The organism is Asaia bogorensis NBRC 16594 (assembly GCF_001547995.1).
Taxonomy (GTDB): Bacteria; Pseudomonadota; Alphaproteobacteria; order Acetobacterales; family Acetobacteraceae; genus Asaia; species Asaia bogorensis.
The window spans coordinates 103,680-121,768 of record NZ_AP014690.1; the positions used below are offsets into that span (position 1 = coordinate 103,680).

Here is an 18,089-nt window from a genome sequence, read left to right on the forward strand (position 1 = left end):
CGACCGGCGCGGCTATAGCTGACACAACGGTAAAAGCACGTCTTCTTGGACGAATCATACCGTCCTCTGGATTTGCCGCTCTGAAAGCGTGACGGAGCGTCTGCCGTTTCCCTGGTCGGCGAAGTTCTCGACGGCTCAGTTCAGATGCCAGTCGAGCAGCATGATGCCGACTACGAACAGCGCAAGGACGATATGCATGATGATCAGCTCACGCACGTTGATTGTCGGCACATCCTGCCGGGGCTTCTGCGGCTTTGCCATCACTGGCTCCTTCTTGTTTTTTGCCCGACGATCTTAAACCAGTTTGCTGGTCTTCAGTTATATCGTCATGAAAAATAATTCAGAGACAACTGACGCCGGGGCGCGCCCTCATGACGATCATCCGATCGAGGTCTCTCCCTATGCACGATATATCCTGATTCTGGCGGCCGTGGTCGCTGCAATCTGTGGCGGTCTGTATGGCTATGATACCGGGATCATCTCCGGTGCGCTGCTGCTGATCGCCGATGATTTTCATCTCAGCAGCACCATGCAGGAGATGGTGGCCTCTGCCATTCTGGCAGGCGCCATTCTTGGCGCCCTGGCGGCCGGGTCCTTTTCCGAGAAATACGGACGGCGCGCCTGCGTGACGCTGGTCAGCGGGGTATTCGTGCTTGGGGCGCTGGCCTGCGCCTTTTCGCCCGATGTCTGGCTGCTGATTATCTCACGCGTGTTCCTCGGCTTCGCCGTGGGCGGGTCCACGCAGGTCGTGCCGATGTATATTTCGGAGCTCGCACCGGCGGAGAAGCGCGGCACACTGGTCACGATGTTCAATGTGGCCATCGGGCTTGGCATCCTTCTGGCCAACATCATCGGCTATACCGAACGTGAGGCCTGGGGTTGGCGCCCGATGGTGGGCCTTGCCGCCGTGCCTGCTGCCATTGTCTTTGTCTCCATGTTCTTCATGCCCAAGAGCCCACGCTGGACTGCTGAAAATGAAGGCATGAAGCGCGCTATCATCGAGCTCGGGCGCATCCGGACATCGAAGAGGGTGATCCGCAAGGAAGTGTGCGAGATGCGCGAGAACGCGGAATCCGCCGATCCGCGCAATCGTGGCTGGAAGGGACTGTTCCGGCCCTGGGTGCGTCCGGCCCTTGTTGCCGCTCTGGGCGTGGCCTTCTTCACCCAGTGCGGCGGTCTGGAAATGATGATCTATTACGCGCCGACCTTTCTGCGCGATGCGGGATTCGGCGCTTCATCGGCGCTTATGGCCTCGCTGGGTGTGGCCATCACCTATTGCATCATGACCTTCATTGGCTGTCTGATTGTCGACCGGGTGGGCCGTCGTCGTCTCATGCTGATCATGGGGCCGGGTTCCATTGTCAGTCTGATTGGTCTTGGCATTGTCTTTGCCATGCACCCTGCCGCAGGCAGCGTGGGCTCCTATTTGGTGATCGTGTTCCTGCTGCTGTTCATGGCGTTCAATTCGGGCGGCATCCAGGTCTGCGGCTGGCTGCTTGGCGCCGAGATGTTCCCGCTTTCCATGCGTGGTCAGGCCACCAGCCTTCATGCTGCAACGCTCTGGGGCTCTGACCTGCTGGTGACGGGCACAGCGCTGACGCTGGTACAGCTCATCACGCTGGGTGGCACCATGTGGTTCTATGCGGCGGTCAATCTGGCCTCGGTGGCGTTCATCTTCTTCTTCGTGCCAGAAACAGCCGGCGCCACGCTTGAGGATATCGAGCTCGCCCTGCACGAAAAGCGCTTTCGCCCCAGCAAGGGGCAAACACGCATCGTTTCTGAGGACGTTCAGGAAGAGGCCGCCGCCTGAGCCATATAGCTTCGGGAGGGCAGTTCGCCTGACGATAGGGGTGGCCTTTCAGGGAGGGGCCACCCCTTTTTCGTGAAACTGGCATTGCGCCGCAGAAATCGCTAAAAGCGGCCTCTGAATGACGATTGCCCATTCGACCGCAACGCCTGCACGCCAGGGAAATTCATGCGGATCGGGCGAGAAGTAGGATCAAGATGAGCTGGCTGACCGAATACGTTCGACCGAAAATCCGTGGCCTTCTGCAGCGCGAAGTGCCGGAGAATTTGTGGACCAGCTGTGAGTCCTGCTCGCAGATGATCCTGATCAAGGATCTCGAGAAGGCCCAGCGCGTCTGCCCCCATTGCGGCCATCATGGCAAGGCGCTGGCCAATGAGCGCCTTCAGTGGACCTTCGATGACGGCAAATACACAAAGATCGAGCTGCCGAAGGTTCCCAGCGATCCGCTCGGCTTTCGTGACCAGAAGAAATATGCCGACCGCCTGAAGGACGCCAAGACCAAGACCCATCTTGATGAGTCGCTGGCTGTGGCCCACGGCAAGATCGGTGGTCATGATGCCGTTGTGGCCGTCATGGCCTATGAATTCATGGCAGGCACCATGGGCACGGCTCTTGGCGAAGCCTTCATCGCGGCCTGCCGTCTGGCCGTGCTGCAGAAGGCAGCGCTGGTGATCTACACCGCCTCGGGTGGTGCCCGCATGCAGGAGGGCGTTCTGTCGCTCATGCAGATGCCGCGCACGACCATTGGCGTCGAGATGCTCAAGGATGCCGGTCTGCCCTATATCGTTGTGCTGACCAACCCGACCACGGGCGGTGTCTCGGCGTCCTTCGCCATGCTGGGCGATGTGCAGATTGCCGAACCCGAGGCGCTGATTGCCTTTACCGGCCCGCGCGTCATTCAGGATACGGTGCGCGAGAAGCTGCCCGAGGGCTTCCAGCGTTCCGAGTATCTGCGTGACCACGGCATGGTGGACATGGTTGTGGCGCGTCCCGAGCTTCAGACCATGCTCGGCCGTCTGATTGGCATGATGATGAACAAGCCTGCTGCTGCCTCTGAAGCAGCCTGACGGGCTCTGCTCCCTGCTGGCCCCGTCCTGCGCAACGGGGCGGGGTTTTTTCTTTCTCTCCCACACGGATTGACCCATGACGACCCAAGCCGCCCCGGCCAGACTCAGCGATGAATATGAGGGCCGGACCGGTGTCGTGCTCACCCGTGTGCAGGCGCTTTATCCCAAGCTGATCGATCTCTCCCTTACGCGGCTGCACGCCCTGCTCGACAAGCTGGGCAACCCTGAACGCGCGCTGCCGCCCGTCATTCACGTGGCCGGGACGAATGGCAAGGGCAGTACCTGCGCCACCCTGCGCGCCATAGCCGAGGCGGCCGGGCTGCGCGTTCATGTCATGACCAGTCCGCATCTGGTGGACGTGACGGAGCGGTTTCGCGTCGCGGGCACATTGGTGACCGAAGAGGCGCTGGTTGCGACACTCGAGGAAATCGAGCGCATCAATAATGGCGCGCCTATTACCGTGTTCGAGGTTCTGACGGCTGCGGGTCTGCTGCTGTTTGCACGAACACCTGCGGATCTGACGATCCTTGAAGTCGGTCTGGGTGGTCGTCTGGATGCGACCAATGTTGTTGCGCGCCCGATTGTGTGTGTGATCACGCCGGTGGATCTCGACCATCAGGCCTTTCTGGGTGAAACACTCGGCCTGATTGCTGCCGAGAAGGCTGGTATCATCAAGCCGGGCGTGCCGGTTGTATGCGCTCTCCAGCATGATGAGGCCCGACAGGTGATCGAGGCCCAGGCCGCGTCCTGCAAGGCCCCTCTGTGGGAGGTTGGACGCGATGTAACCTGCGATCGTGATCATGATGGCACCCTGACCTATCAGGATCCGCTCGGGGTCCTGTCACTGCCGGCACCGGGGCTGAAGGGGGTGCATCAGGTTGCGAATGCTGCCCTGGCCGTGGCGGCTCTACGGGCCAGTGGCTTCCCCCTGCCTGACCGGGCCTGGGCCGGAATTGCCCAGACGCAGTGGCCCGCCCGATTGCAGCGTCTGGAGGGCAGGCTTGCCGCCCTTTTGCCCGCAGGGTGGGAATTGTGGCTCGATGGCGGGCACAACCCCAACGCTGGCGAAGCGCTCTCGGCCACGTTAGCCGACTGGTCCGACCGTCCGTTGCATGTCATTGTTGGCATGAAGCAGAGCAAGGATGCTGCGGGTTTTCTCCGCCCCGTACAGCGTCATGCGACGACACTTCATGCTGTGGCAGAAGAGGGCCAGCACCTTGCTTTGCCCGTTGAAGCCATCATCGAGGCCTCAGGTGGTCATGCTGTTGCCGGGCCGACAATCGCAGCGGTCCTTCCCCGTTTCGAGGGGCCACCATCACGGGTGCTGATCTGCGGCAGTCTCTATCTGGCAGGTGTGGTTCTAAAGCAGGATGGCACATTGCCTCGCTGAGATGTGTTCAGCGCCTGATCGCAGGGTAATGAGATTATGGTGCTGTCAAATGAACCGTCACGCCCTGATCTATCAAAGCAAAAGTCTATCACGGTGTATCAGACTCAATTGTTGTCGTATCTATTCGTCTAATGAAAACGAAAAAGAACAGGATGACGAATAATGAGTGCCCGCAGGTGCTCGTATATTTTATGGCAATGATCAGGTAGAGCCATATCCATCCTGCCTCAGACGCGGCGAATGCAAGCGAGGCGCGCAAGGGCAGAATGGAGGAGTGAGAGATGCGTTACCTCGTAACCGGCGGGGCTGGGTTTGTAGGCAGCCATGCCGTGCTGGGCTTGCTGGATGCCGGGCACGAGGTCGTTGTTGTCGATAATCTCAGCACAGGCCATCTGGCGGCCGTGCCATCGGGTGTGACGCTTCATCAGATCGATATGATGGATGCGCAGGCTCTGGACGCGGTGGTCGGCAGCCAGGATTTCGATGCGGCCCTGCATTTTGCGGCAATCTCACTCGTCGGTGAGAGCATGGCCGACCCTCTGCGCTACTTCGAACAGAACTATGTCTCGTCCCTCAACCTCATTCGCGCGCTGGTCAGGCATGATGTGCGCAAGCTTGTATTCTCCTCGACGGCTGCGCTTTTTGGTGGTCCTGAGCGTGATGCCCCGATCCCGGAAAATGCGCCGGTCGATCCCGGCTCCCCCTATGGGGAGAGTAAATACATGATCGAGCGGGTGCTGCACTGGGCCGATCGCATCCACGGTTTGCGCAGCGCCTGCCTGCGCTATTTCAATGCAGCCGGCGCCGATGTTTTGGGCCGCGCCGGGGAAGATCATCGGCCCGAAACGCATCTTGTGCCAATTGCCATCGACGCTGCCCTGGGGCGTCGCCCGCAACTGAGCGTTTTCGGTACCGACTACCCAACCCGTGATGGCACATGCGTGCGCGATTACCTGCATGTTGGCGATCTCTCGACCGCCTATGAATGTGCGCTCGCTAGCATCGACGATCGCAGCGTGCTCTACAACATCGGAAGTGGGCGCGGATTCTCTAATATCGAAGTCATCCGTGCCGTCGAGCGCGTCAGTGGTCGCAAGCTGCCATGGGATGCCGCACCGCGCCGCGGGGGCGATCCGGCGACGTTGATCGCCGATTCAGACAGTTTCCGCAGAGATACAGGTTGGACACCGCGCCTGTCGGATCTCGACACGATGGTCGAGACCGCCTTTCGCTGGCGCGAGGCGCATCCCCATGGCTATGGCGGGGCGTGACAAGCCCCGGATGCGCCTTCGTCAGAACGCCTGTGCGGCGCTGAAAGCGGGTCGGGGTACGTAACGGCCTTTGCCGCGTACGGCGCGAAGGGTTCCATCATCCCAGACGACCTCGCCCTGGCTGATGGTTTTTCTTGCAACGCCGGTCAGGGTCATGCCTTCGTAGAGCGTGTAATCGACGTTCTGATGCAGGGTGGCGGCAGAGAGTGTGCGTGAGGCGGTTGGGTCCCACAACACCAGATCGGCATCTGCTCCCGGTGCAATACAGCCCTTTCTGGGGAAGATATTGAAGATACGGGCCGTGTTGGTCGACGTGATGGCCACGAACTGCTCCGGTGTCAGGCGACCACTGACAACCCCGTGATGCCAGAGCACGCTCATGCGTTCCTCGATCCCTGGCACGCCATTGGGGATTTTCGTGAAATCATCGCGGCCACGTCCCTTCTGGTCGCGACAGAAGCAGCAATGATCCGTGGCGGTTGTCTGTAGCTGCCCCGAAACCAGCCCGCCCCACAGGGCCTGCTGATGGGATCTGGCGCGAAAGGGCGGGCTCATGACATGGCGGGCAGCGGAGAGCCAGTCCTCTTTATGATAGACGCTCTCATCGAAAACGAGATGCTGCGGAAGTACCTCGCCATAAACCTTCATGCCCTTGAGACGGGCTGCAGCGATGGCTTCCGTGGCCTCGCGGGTCGAGACATGCACGATATAGAGCGGTGTGTTCTGAAGTGTCGCCAAGGCAATGGCGCGTTGGGCTGCCTCGCCTTCGACCTCGGCGGGGCGTGACAGCGGATGGGCGTGGGGGCCGGTTTCGCCGGCAGCGAGAAGCTGCGCCTGAAGGAATGATACGGCGTCACCGTTTTCGGCGTGGACGGTGCAAAGGGCACCCAGCGCGCCCGCACGGCTCATGGAGCGCAGAAAGACGGTATCGTCGATCATCAGGGCGTTTTTATAAGCCATGAAGTGCTTGAAGGAGTTGACGCCGCCTTCCTGCACCAAACGACCCATGTCCTCATGTACCTGTTCGTCCCAATGCGTGACCGCGACATGGAATCCGTAATCGGCGGTGGCTTTCTCGGCCTTGCATCGCCAGTCCTGCCACGCCTCGAACAGCCGCTGCCCGGCTGCGGGTATGACAAAATCAATAATGCTGGTCGTACCACCCGCCAGCCCTGCCGCCGTGCCGGTGTAGAAATCGTCGCTCGCGGTCGTACCCATGAACGGCATTTCCATATGGGTATGGGGGTCAATTCCACCCGGCATGACCAGCAGCCCAGTGGCATCGACCAGCGTACAATCTGTTGGCTGTTCCAGATCGGGACCTGTGGCGGCAATCCGGCCTTCATCGTCACACAGGACATCACCGCGCATACTGCGCTCGGCTGTGACGATCGTTCCACCCTTGATGAGCAGCATGACACTGTTCTCCTGTGAAAAAGCCCGGATAAAAGAACCAGCTATAATATCGTTGTAATACCGAAATCATAAGACTAGCCTGACCAGATGGTCAATCTATTGCTGGTACGCAGGGCGTTCGGCTGAATCATGCAGGATGGCCATGCCGTAAGGGTCGTGACAAGCTCGGCAGGGCGGGGCAGTCATGACAGAATGATCATGACGGGACGACCGGAAAGGATGGCGATGACGCAGGCACACGTGAACATGCTCTCTGGGCCGTTATCGAATGAGGATCTCGCTCCCGTGTCGGAGCGGCACTGGGCCTGGAAGGACTATCTGTTCCTGTGGATGTCCAATGTTCACAGCGTTGCAGGCTACATGACCATTGGCAGCTTTTTCACCATGGGGCTGCCGGTCAGTGCTGTGCTGTCTGGGCTTCTGACGGCGGTGATCATCGTGCATGTGCTGTGCAATCTGGTGGCGGTACCCAGCCTGCGCGCTGGCGTGCCGTTTCCGGTGGTCATACGGGGGGCCTTTGGCGTGTATGGCGCGGTCGTTCCCGCGCTGGTGCGTGGCGTCATCGCGGTGGGCTGGTACGGCATACAGACCTGGCTGGCCTCGAACGCAATCGTTCTCTTCATCCTGCACATGGACCCTGGTGTGATGGGCTATGCGGATTCGCATCTGCACGGTGCTCTGGGGCTGTCCCTGCTGGGCTGGGGTGCCTTCCTTTTTGTCTGGCTGTTGCAGATTGCCGTGTTCTGGCGAGGGATGGAGTCCATCAGGCACTTCATCGACTGGGCAGGGCCTGCCATTTATATTGTCATTCTCGGGCTCGATATCGCGCTTTTATGGCGCACGCACGGTGCCTTCCATCTCTCCGTTCTACCCCAGTCGGTCGTCAGCTGGCCGGTCGCCCTTGCCGGGGTTTTCAGCGTGGCCTCCCTGACATTGGCCTATTTTTCGCCGATCATTCTCAATTTTGGTGATTTTGCCCGTTACGGCACGAGCATGTCTGATGTGCGTCGGGGCAATTTCTGGGGATTGCCCGTCAATTTCATGGCGTTTGTCATGCTGGTTCTGACCACACTCGTGCTGGCGCGTTCTGCACTGGGGCGGCTGATCCTGGATCCTGCCGGAACCATCATGATGTTCGACAGTCCGACTATCATGCTTGTCGGGACGATCACCCTTGTCTCCGCCACGATGGGGATCAATATCTCGGCCAATTTCGTCTCGGCCGCGTTCGATTTTTCCAATGTTGCCCCCGCCAGCATCTCATGGCGCAAAGGGGGGCTGATTGCCTCAATCGGGGCGGTCCTGCTGACACCGTGGAATCTCTACGCTCATCCCGAGCTTATTCATCTGACACTCGATATTCTCGGCCTGTTCATTGCACCAGTTACAGGCATCCTGCTGGTCGATTATTATCACGTGCAAAAAGCCAGTCTCGATCTGCCCGGTCTTTATTCCACCGCGCCTGATGGCCCGTACTGGTACCGGGGCGGCGTCAATCGGCGTGCTGTTCTGGCATTGGCGCTATCGGTGGTGCTGGGGCTCATGGTGGTCTTCGTCCCCGCCCTGAATGTCGCGCAGAATTACGCCTGGGTGATCGGGCTTGTGACCGGCGGCGTGTTTCACTTCGGCCTTTCGGGCCTCAGCCCCCGCGGGGGAAGAGCGGCCTCACAAGAATCATGAAGGTTTCGAGCGCGGTATCATAATCGCGCTCACCCAGAGGGGCTGTGTCGAGCAGGGTCTCGAACTGGACCTGCATATCGGCATAGGCCTGTGTTCCGGACCAGAGCAGGCACAGGAAATGGGTGGGGTCTATGGGGGTCATGAGCCCCCGTGACTGCCAGTCGAGAAAGATCGCGGCATGGCGGTCTACATGGGCGCGGAGCACGTCCTTCAAAAAGCCTTCGAGCCGCTGCCCCCCTGAAAGCAGTTCCTGAGCGAAAAGCCGCGAGCCTTCCGGCCGGGTGCGTGAAAACGCGATCTTGGCACGCAGATAGCCTTCCATGCCGTCAATCGGGTCACGATCGGCGCTGAGCCAGTGATCGGCATCATCCAGCCAAACATCGAGAAGCCTTTTGAGCGTGGCGTTGTACAGCTCCTCCTTGGAGCCGAAATAATAGAGGATATTGGCCTTGGGGATGTCGCACAGCGCAGCAATCTCCTCCAGGCGCGTGCCGTTCAGGCCTCGCGTCCCGAAGGTCGTCTCGGCGGCATTGAGGATCTGGGGCAGCATCGCCTGGCGCGGGGCACTGGGTCTTCTGGGCTTCTTGATTGTGTCGGCGTTAGGTGACGCTTTTGCCATGAAGCCACGAGGGGCGAGGTCACTGCCTGCGCTGTCATGGTGACCAGAGGCGAGGTGATCCTTATGGGGCAGGATCCTTCCGGCGAGGGGCGCAGTATTATCGGTCATTCCGTCCTGTCTCCTGCTTTTTCAGCCGTCGGGATCCTGTCTTGCGGGCTCACCTGGCCTCAAAATACCTTGTCGGCGCGCAGCAGGGCGCCCAGCAGCACATTTGCACCGGCTTCGGCCTCGTCTTCGGTAATGCTTTCGGCTTCGTTATGGCTCAACCCGTCACGACAGGGGACGAAAATCATGGCGGTTGGGGTCATGCGCGCCATATAGGCGGCATCATGGCCGGGGCCGGACACAATTTCCATCGGGTCGAATCCGGCATCACGCGCGGCGTCAGATACCATGTCGATGCAGCGTCGGTCGAACGGGACGGCAGGGGCATCCCAGATCTGGCGCAGGGCAAGTTCCACCCCGGCCTGCTCGGCAATGGTGGTGAGCGCCTGCTTCATTTCCTGCTCCATCACGGCAAGCGTTGCATCTTCCGGATGGCGCAGATCGATGGTGAAGAAGGTTTCTCCCGGCACGACATTATGGCTGTTCGGCCGGTTCTCGATCAGGCCGACAGTGCCGAGACCTTTGGGTGCATGAGCCGTGGCGACATCCGATATGGCACTGATCATGCGTGCAGCCGCCAGAAGCGTGTCGGCGCGCATGGTCATGGGGGTCGAGCCCGCATGGGCATCGCGGCCTGTTACCGTGACCTCATACCAGCGCATCCCCTGCACGCCGGTTACGGCGCCGATGACCCGATTTTCGACCTCGAGGATCGGCCCCTGCTCGATATGAAGTTCGAAATAGGCGGCGACCGGGTGGTCGCCGCATTGCTGGGTGCCACGGTAACCAATCGCTTCCAGTGCGTCGCCAAAACGTTCCCCGGCACGGTCACGCTTGTCGAGAATTTCCTCCTCTGTGAACACGCCCGCAAACGCGCCGGAGCACATCATGGGGGGAGAAAACCGCGAGCCTTCTTCATTGGTCCAGTTGATAAGCTCGACGGGGTGACGCAACACATGCCCGGCTTCGCGCAATGCACGCAGCACGGCCAGGCCGCCCAGCACACCCAGAATTCCGTCGAACTTGCCGCCTGTGGGCTGGGTGTCGAGATGGCTCCCCATGGTCAGGGGCGGCAGGCTGCTATCCTGCCCTTCAAGACGGGCGAACATGTTACCCAGTCGATCGACCGTAACCGTGCAGCCGAGCGCCTTGCAGGTGGCAGCAAACCAGTCACGCACCTGACGGTCCTCTTCCGTCAGGGTCAGGCGCTTGATTCCCCCCTTGGCGGTCCCGCCAAAACGCGCAGTTTCCATGAGATCGGCCCAGAGGGCGCGGCCATCGATACGGATATTGCTCATGCGGCGGGAGATCCTTTCAGGCGGAGAGACGATGCGGATTGGAGGGATGGTCAAGCCAAGTCATCTCGCCGTCAACAGGCTGCGGTGTCATGGTGATGCAATCATCCACCGGGCAGACATGGGCGCAGAGATTGCAGCCCACACATTCGTCCTCGATCACGCTGTATTCGCGACGGTTCGCCCCGGTGCTTTTGGCGATGGCCTGATGCGAGGTGTCCTCACAGGCGATATGGCACAGGCCGCACCCCACGCAGCTTTCCTGATCGATCTGCGCGATGGTGCGGAACTTCATGTTGAGCTGGTTCCAGGGCACGAAGCGCGATACGGCCCGCCCGCTCAGATCGGGCAGGGTCGCGTAATCCTTGCTGTCCATCCAGTTCGAGAGCCCGTCGATCATGTCCTCGACGATACGGAATCCGTAATGCATGGCCGCCGTGCAAACCTGAAGCGCACTCGACCCCATGGCGAGGAATTCGGCGGAGTCCCGCCAGTTGCTGATGCCCCCCATGCCCGAAATGGGTATTCCCGCCATTTCGGGATCACGGGCAATCTCGCCGATCATGCGCAGGGCGATGGGCTTGACCGCCGGGCCGCAATAGCCACCATGCGTGCCCTTGCCCCCCACGACCGGCATGGGGGCCATGGCATCCAGATCGACCCCAATGACCGACTGGATGGTGTTGATGAGCGACACCGCATCGGCACCGCCACGACGGGCGGCGCGTGCGGGCATGAGGATATTGGTGACATTGGGGGTCAGTTTGACGATGACCGGCATGCGCGTGTTCTGCTTGCACCAGCGCGTGACCATCTCGACATATTCAGGCACCTGCCCCACGGCAGAGCCCATATTGCGCTCGGACATGCCATGCGGACAGCCGAAATTCAGCTCGATTCCGTCTGCCCCCGTTTCCTCGATAAGCGGCAGAATGGCCTTCCAGCGATGCTCCTCGCACGGCACCATAAGGCTGACAATGAGCGCCCGGTCCGGGAAATCACGCTTCACGCGCTTGATCTCGGCGATGTTGGTCGCCAGCGGCCTATCGGAAATAAGCTCGATATTATTGAGCCCCATAAGGCGCTTGCCCTCGAACTGAAGGGCGCCGTAACGCGAACTGAGATTGACCACCGGCGGGTCTTCTCCCAGCGTTTTCCAGACCACGCCGCCCCATCCGGCCTCATAGGCGCGACGAACATTATATTCCTTGTCGGTGGGCGGGGCAGAGGCCAGCCAGAACGGATTGGGTGAGGTGATGCCGGCGAAACTGGTGCGCAGATCGGCCATAATCAGAGAGCTCCTGTGCCGGAGAGGGAAAGATCGTCAGGAATCAGGTCGCTGTGAATGGCCTGTGCTGCCTCGCGCCCGTCGCGTACGGCAGCCACGGTGAGGTCTTCACCCGCTGTGCAGTCGCCGCCAGCATAGACGCCAGCCAGTGTGGTGCGGCCTTTTTCGTCCACCACAAGGCGGCCATTCTCGATCAGGATCTGATCCTGCAAAACCGGGTCAGGGACAAAAACCTGCCCGATGGCCTTGAGCACCATATCCGCGGCAATCGTGAAATCGACAGGGGGCGTGGCGGGGCCTGTCGACGCCTCTGCGGCTGCGTCAGTGCGTCTGAATGTCACGCCGGTGAGGGCGCCATTGTCGAATTCCAGCCGGGTCGGTGCGGCCCAGAGCCGGAGCGTGACCCCGTTGGTCTGCGCCCAGTCGCGCTCGACGTCCGTGGCCGACATGGTGGGCTCACCCCGACGATAAACCAGCGTGACTTCTTCGGCGCCGAGGCGTTTCGCCTGTACGGCGGCATCGATGGCCGTGTTGCCTCCACCGATCACGACGACACGGCGCCCGACCTGCACCGAGGCCAGCGGGTGGGAGCGCAGATGTTCGATGAATGCCACGGCATCCCTGACGCCAGGCATGGTCTCGCCGGGAAGGCCAAGGGCCCGCACCCCGGACAGGCCGATCGCCAGAAAGACGGCATCGTAATCCTGTCGCAACGTGGCGAGGTGGATCGTTTCGCCCAGAATGGCCCGCCCCTGATAATGAATACCGCCGATTGCCATCAGGAAATCGATTTCCTTCTGGGCAAAATCGTCCGCCAGCTTGTAGGCGGCAACACCATATTCATTTAGGCCGCCTGCCTTTTCGTGCCGGTCGAACAGCGTCACCTCATGACCGTGCATGGCCAGACGATGAGCACAGGCGAGACCCGCAGGACCCGCACCCACGATGGCGATATGTCGCCCCGTCGGGGTGGCGCGTGTGAAAGGGTGCGTGTCCTGGGCCATCTGCCAGTCTGTGGCGTAGCGCTGCAGGGCGCCGATACGAACAGGTTTATGGGTTTCGATGGCGGTGTGCACACATTTCTGTTCGCACAGGATCTCGGTCGGGCAGACGCGGGCGCAGGAGCCTCCAAGGATGTTTGATTGCAGGATGGTCCTGGCCGCACCGGCCGTGTTCCGCGAGGCAATGGCCTTGATGAAACGCGGAATGTCGATATCGGTCGGACAGGCCTCGATACAGGGCGCGTCATAACAATAGAAACATCGATCGGCTTCCAGCGCTGCCTGTTCGGGGGTCAGTCCCGGATGGGCATCCGCGAAATTTCGCGCCAGAATATCTTGGGGCAGGCGACCACAGGCAATATCAGGGCGCATGGGAGAATCCGGTTCTATTTGTTCCGTAAAACGAACGTTACGGTCGGGATGATGCGCACTGCAAGTAAAATCTGACCATATGTTCAGATATCTTGTGCCTGAGGATTTCTGACTGATCCCGATGCAGGGCGCGGCAGTCAGAACAGTAGGGGCAAGGAAACATGTCGCACACCTATCTGTTCCGATATCGATACATAATCCGTGCTAGCAAGGGGGATGCCGGGGGAAGTGTGTCGCTTGCGCGATGCCGTGACGGCAAAGAAGTGAACATTTTTGCATCTGGCCCAGAAAGCGTTACCGGATTGGAACGCCCCTCCCGCAGGCGCTATAGGGTGAAGCGCTGGTCACGACTGAGCAAAGAGTGGGGATAAACGATGAGAATGATCGGGCTTCTGGGCGGTATGAGCTGGGAGAGCTCGGCCATGTATTATCGTCTGCTCAATGAAGGTGTGCGTGACAGGCTCGGTCCTGCCTCGTCTGCACGCTGTCTTTTGTGGTCATTCGACTTCGCCGAGATCAAGGATCTCCAGCATCGTGGCGCATGGGATGTCCTGACCGAGCGTCTGATTGAGGCGGCGCGCCATCTGGAGAAGGCGGGAGCGGATGATCTGGTGATCTGTACGAACACCATGCACTGCGTGGCGGATGCGGTGCAGGCGCAACTATCGATTCCCATCCTGCATATCGCTGACGCCACCGGCGAACAGATCAGGCAGAGCGGTCTTCGTCGTATCGGGCTGTTAGGCACGCGGTTCACTATGGAGCAGGATTTCTACAGGAAGCGACTGACCGAGCGTTATGGTCTGGAGGTGATCATTCCTGAAGAACGGGACCGCTCGGACGTGCATCGTATCATCTATGAAGAACTCGTGGCCGGGCAGATCAACCCGTCATCCCGCGCGCTTTATCGTGCCATCATGGCCCGTCTTGTCGCGTCGGGCGCTGAGGCGATCATTCTGGGATGCACGGAAATCATGCTGCTTGTCGGGGCTGAGGATTGCACGGTGCCGCTTTTCGATACGACAGCCCTGCATGTTCAGGCCACCCTCGAAAAGGCATTGTCCGATTGATGAGATGTCCGGAAATGTATGGAAAATGGCTGTCCCCTGAGGGGGGAGGCTGAGCGCGCGTCATTAACGCACCATCACAGCGATTAAGGGCTATCGCCGGGTAGGCTGGTGGTCTGCCGTGGTCCTTGGCGTAGCGAACGTCATTGTGAAGCGGGCTGTCACAATATGTTGCGAAAAAGCAACGACGGCCAGTATTTTTCGTTATCGTTGCGTTATAGATACCAAACCGGAAAAATTTCCTTACGGTATGTTTCGTTATTTTTACGAAACATATTCACGGGGAGTCTCACGATGGTGCGCCGGGTAACATTGCCTTATCGTCACAGGGGCCTGCGGCAGAGCACATTGATGGTTGCCCTGTTCTGCACAGTGTTTGCTGCGCCGGCAGAGGGCCTTGCCCAGACCATCGCTCAGGGGGCGGGAACCGCGCACAAGAAGACCACCGCGCGTCGGTCATCTCACGCGACGAAAAAACCCGCTCATGCAACGGCCAAGGCGACATCCTCGAAGGTGGGCGTGGCGGCAGGGAGCGCTGGTGGCAGCGCAGCGGTAACCGGTGCAGGCACGGCACCGCAAAACGGCGCGTCGAGTGCTGCCGCCCAGCCTGCCCTGCCTTTCTCAAGTGGCGTGGAAACGGCGGATTCCTCGCCGCAGAAAGAGACCATCATCGTAACCGGCACGCGCCTGTCGCAATCGCGCCTGACGAATGTCATGGCAGGATCGACCCTGGGTGGGGAACAGATCCGACGTCGGGGATATTACGATCTCGGTACGGCCCTTCTGCGTGAAAATCCGGCAATCAGCCAGGGTGGGAATTCCACCATCGGTAACCAGGGCAGCTTCGGGGCGGGTCAGTCCTTTATCGGCCTCCTCAATCTGGGCGCCCAGCGTACGCTGACCCTGATCGATGGCATGCGTATGGGCGGTGGCGCGACAGCCTCGATCTATGGTGCTGGTTCGGGCTCGCAGGTGGATGTGAGCACGATTCCGACCTCGCTCATCAAGGGTATCGATACGCGCCTCGGCGGCGCGGGCGCGGCCTATGGTGCCGACGCCGTGGCGGGCGTGATGAACTATACGCTCGATGACCACTTCACCGGTGTCGATTTCAATGCCCAGGGTAACTGGTCGCAAAAGCTCGATGCACCGGGTGAGAAACTGACCTTCAAGGCAGGCCGCAATTTCGACCATGACAAGGGCGGCATGGTCTTTGATGTGGAATATCGCAACCAGGGCGGTATGGTCGCCAATGACCGGCCTGATGTGTTCGGGCGTGACGCGGTGCTCTATCATCGCGTACCACTCGGGCAGAGCTCGCCCTACACCTATGTTCTGGGTGCTGGCTCACGGTTCATCCAGAACTCTGTGACCGGTATTCCCATGATCACAGGTGATTATGGGAATCTCCCGGTCTATGCGGGGTCTGCTGGCGCCGCGCTGGCCGGTCAGGCCAATAACGCCGTGGCCAATGCCGCCAATATGCCGCTCATGTTCAGCCAGAATGGCCAGTCGCTCATTCCCCTTCAGGCAAATGCCTATCTCAAGGGAGACACCACGCACGGCATAGGCGGGAACGGTATCGCCCTGCAGGACTACAATCAGCTGATCGCCCCCAATGACAAGCTGAACCTGACGCTGCTTGGGCATTACGACATCACCCGGCACATCCATGCTACATGGCAGGGTTGGTATGCCCGTGGCAGCGCCGAGAGTCAGGTGGGTCAGGGCACATGGAGCACGACCCAGTTCGACAATCCCCTGACGCTCAATACGGCGGGCCCGATGAGCAGCAGCTATTACACCAACGATGTCGTCAATGGCGCCTATGCGCTGAGCACGAGCAATCCCTATCTGACCAGCGCCGAGCAGCAGACGATAAAGAATGCCCTCGCTGCCAATGGTCAGCCGACAGACACCTTCTATCTGAACCGTCTGAATCAGGACCTCGACGCGGGCCTCTATCGCACGAAGGTGCAGATGTATCGCTTCCAGGGCGGGCTTGCCGGTGATTTCAATGCAGTGGGGCGAAAGTTCGACTGGAAAGTGCGTGGTGAATACACGCGCTACATGAACGATACCTGGACGCCCTCCATCGTCATTCCCAACCTCGTCAATGCTCTCAACGCCGTGCGTGATTCCAGCGGCAATATCGTGTGCGCTTCGGGCTATCAGAATGCACCCATCGCCACGCGCAGTTCGACTTGTGAACCACTCAATCCATTCGGCTATAACCAGATGACGCCGGGCGCACGTGACTATGTCATTTCAGATGCCCATTCGCGCAACAACAATACCCAGCGCGATATCCAGGCCGAACTGAGTTCAACGGTGTTCCGCCTGCCCGCAGGCGATATCCGGTGGGATCTGGGCTATGAGCATCGCCGCGAAGGGTATCATTTCGATCCGGGCGCGTTCTTCCGCGGCTGGCCGCAGGGTGATGGCACGTATCAGCAATACGGCAACAGCACGGCTATTCCGCCCACAGGCGGCGCGTATCATACGCATGAAGCCTTCGGCGAGCTGGACGTGCCTTTCGTCTCGCCGACCATGAACGTGCCGGGTATCTATAACCTGTCGGCCACAGCCAATGGGCGCTTCATCAATAACAGCATGACCGGCAATTACTGGACCTACATGTTCGGCGGTGCCTGGTGGCCGACCGAGGATTTCGGCCTGAGCGGCAATTATGCCCAGTCAGTGCGTAATCCCTCCGTGACGGAACTGTTTTCGCCCCGCTCCACCGATTACGAATCAGGCGTTGATCCGTGCTCCGACGCAGGTGTCGGTTCCGGACCCAACCCGGCCATTCGTGCAGCAAACTGCGCCAAGGCAGGCATCACCCAGCCCTTCACCTCCAACTTCAATTTCTACACCATTCCGGGCAGCGCAGGCGGCAACAGCAACCTCAAGAACGAAACCTCAAAGAGCTATACGGGCAGCCTCGAATTCCGGCCGCATTTCGTGCGTGGCCTCGACATGAAGGCGTCTTTTGTGGACGTGAAGGTGAAAAACGCCATTACCTCACTGGGCGCGCAGGATCTGATGAATGCCTGCTATGACTCGTCCAGCTACCCGTCCAATGCCTTCTGCAACACCTTCACACGTGATTCCTCCGGTCAGCTTTCGACCTTCAGCGCAGGCTATTACAACATTGCCAGCTATGAGACGCAGGCTTTGCAGGCAACCTTCGACTACTACGCTCCCCTGTCGCGTTTCGGGCTGGGCGACGGTGCCGGTGAAATCGATCTGAGCGGCAACTACGTTCACTATCTCAAGAGCCAGAACACCTATCTGGGCAGCACCTATTTCCTCTCGGGAACGACAGATGCACCCAACGACAACTTCACGCTCAACCTGAACTACATGCGCGGTCCGTTCTCGGCCCAGTGGCAGACGCTCTGGTATGGGCCGACCCAGTACGCAGTGCAGGTGCCGGCCACGCGTTATCAGGATAACAAGCGTCCTTCATTCGCCTATTTCAATCTCTCCCTGGCGTATGAAATCACCAAGAATCTCGCGGCTAATTTCGTCATCAACAACATCACCGATGCCCTGCCGAAGGACCCGGGCATCTATGATACCAACCGTTATTACGAGGCCTTTATCGGACGCAGCTTCCAGCTCAATATCGGCGTGCATTTCTGATGCAACCGCACCCCTCTGCAAAAGCAGAGGGGTTTTTCAACGCCTCTCCCCCGATGGTCCTGA

The 18,089-nt window shown here is 59.8% G+C and carries 13 protein-coding genes; 7 read left to right on the forward strand and 6 right to left on the reverse strand.

Annotated features, from left to right (window positions below; genetic code table 11):
- Nucleotides 1-135: 135 nt before the first annotated feature.
- The gene (locus tag Asbog_RS14715; protein WP_023978203.1) at nucleotides 136-261 is read right to left on the reverse strand and encodes a hypothetical protein; all 126 of its coding nucleotides are present in this window, start codon (nucleotides 259-261) and stop codon (nucleotides 136-138) included.
- 67 nt (nucleotides 262-328) lie between these two features.
- On the opposite strand from Asbog_RS14715, the gene Asbog_RS00490 reads away from it, so the two are divergent.
- The 4 genes from Asbog_RS00490 (at nucleotide 329) to galE (ending at nucleotide 5,535) form a co-directional block, all read left to right on the forward strand.
- A complete protein-coding gene (locus Asbog_RS00490; protein WP_062165603.1) occupies nucleotides 329-1,810 on the forward strand; it encodes a sugar porter family MFS transporter in 1,482 nt (493 codons plus the stop codon).
- 194 nt (nucleotides 1,811-2,004) lie between these two features.
- Nucleotides 2,005-2,874, forward strand: a complete 870-nt coding sequence (gene accD / locus Asbog_RS00495) for an acetyl-CoA carboxylase, carboxyltransferase subunit beta (protein WP_062163697.1) — start codon at nucleotides 2,005-2,007, stop codon at nucleotides 2,872-2,874.
- Between the two features lie 76 nt (nucleotides 2,875-2,950).
- Nucleotides 2,951-4,264, forward strand: a complete 1,314-nt coding sequence (locus Asbog_RS00500) for a bifunctional folylpolyglutamate synthase/dihydrofolate synthase (protein WP_062163698.1) — start codon at nucleotides 2,951-2,953, stop codon at nucleotides 4,262-4,264.
- Between the two features lie 281 nt (nucleotides 4,265-4,545).
- Complete coding sequence (gene galE / locus Asbog_RS00505) at nucleotides 4,546-5,535, forward strand: UDP-glucose 4-epimerase GalE (RefSeq protein WP_062163699.1); 990 nt, start codon at nucleotides 4,546-4,548, stop codon at nucleotides 5,533-5,535.
- A 21-nt stretch (nucleotides 5,536-5,556) separates the two neighbouring features.
- Here the strand turns inward: galE and hydA are convergent, their stop codons facing one another.
- A complete protein-coding gene (hydA, locus tag Asbog_RS00510; protein ID WP_062163700.1) occupies nucleotides 5,557-6,951 on the reverse strand; it encodes a dihydropyrimidinase in 1,395 nt (464 codons plus the stop codon).
- A 225-nt stretch (nucleotides 6,952-7,176) separates the two neighbouring features.
- Here hydA and Asbog_RS00515 point away from each other — a divergent pair, with 225 nt between their 5' ends.
- Nucleotides 7,177-8,631 (forward strand): NCS1 family nucleobase:cation symporter-1, encoded by a 1,455-nt coding sequence (locus Asbog_RS00515; protein WP_062165604.1) that lies wholly within the window; start codon nucleotides 7,177-7,179, stop codon nucleotides 8,629-8,631.
- On the opposite strand, the gene Asbog_RS00520 is transcribed toward Asbog_RS00515, so the two are convergent.
- Genes Asbog_RS00520 through Asbog_RS00535 form a run of 4 tightly spaced genes read right to left on the reverse strand, consistent with a single transcriptional unit; the run spans nucleotide 8,591 to nucleotide 13,311 of the window.
- Nucleotides 8,591-9,358, reverse strand: a complete 768-nt coding sequence (locus Asbog_RS00520) for a TetR family transcriptional regulator C-terminal domain-containing protein (protein WP_231944604.1) — start codon at nucleotides 9,356-9,358, stop codon at nucleotides 8,591-8,593. The two genes, Asbog_RS00515 and Asbog_RS00520, sit on opposite strands and share 41 nt — an antisense overlap.
- 59 nt (nucleotides 9,359-9,417) lie before the next feature.
- Nucleotides 9,418-10,653 carry a M20 family metallo-hydrolase gene (locus tag Asbog_RS00525; protein WP_062163701.1) on the reverse strand — a complete coding sequence of 412 codons (1,236 nt, stop codon included), beginning with the start codon at nucleotides 10,651-10,653 and terminating at the stop codon, nucleotides 9,418-9,420.
- 16 nt (nucleotides 10,654-10,669) lie between these two features.
- Complete coding sequence (gene preA, locus Asbog_RS00530; protein ID WP_062163702.1) at nucleotides 10,670-11,938, reverse strand: NAD-dependent dihydropyrimidine dehydrogenase subunit PreA; 1,269 nt, start codon at nucleotides 11,936-11,938, stop codon at nucleotides 10,670-10,672.
- 2 nt (nucleotides 11,939-11,940) lie between these two features.
- Nucleotides 11,941-13,311, reverse strand: a complete 1,371-nt coding sequence (locus tag Asbog_RS00535; protein ID WP_062163703.1) for an NAD(P)-dependent oxidoreductase — start codon at nucleotides 13,309-13,311, stop codon at nucleotides 11,941-11,943.
- A gap of 380 nt (nucleotides 13,312-13,691) precedes the next feature.
- On the opposite strand from Asbog_RS00535, the gene Asbog_RS00540 reads away from it, so the two are divergent.
- On the forward strand, nucleotides 13,692-14,381 hold the full coding sequence (locus Asbog_RS00540) for an aspartate/glutamate racemase family protein (protein ID WP_231944605.1): 690 nt from the start codon (nucleotides 13,692-13,694) through the stop codon (nucleotides 14,379-14,381).
- 291 nt (nucleotides 14,382-14,672) lie between these two features.
- Nucleotides 14,673-18,026 carry a TonB-dependent receptor domain-containing protein gene (locus Asbog_RS00545; protein WP_062163705.1) on the forward strand — a complete coding sequence of 1,118 codons (3,354 nt, stop codon included), beginning with the start codon at nucleotides 14,673-14,675 and terminating at the stop codon, nucleotides 18,024-18,026.
- Nucleotides 18,027-18,089 lie beyond the last annotated feature (63 nt).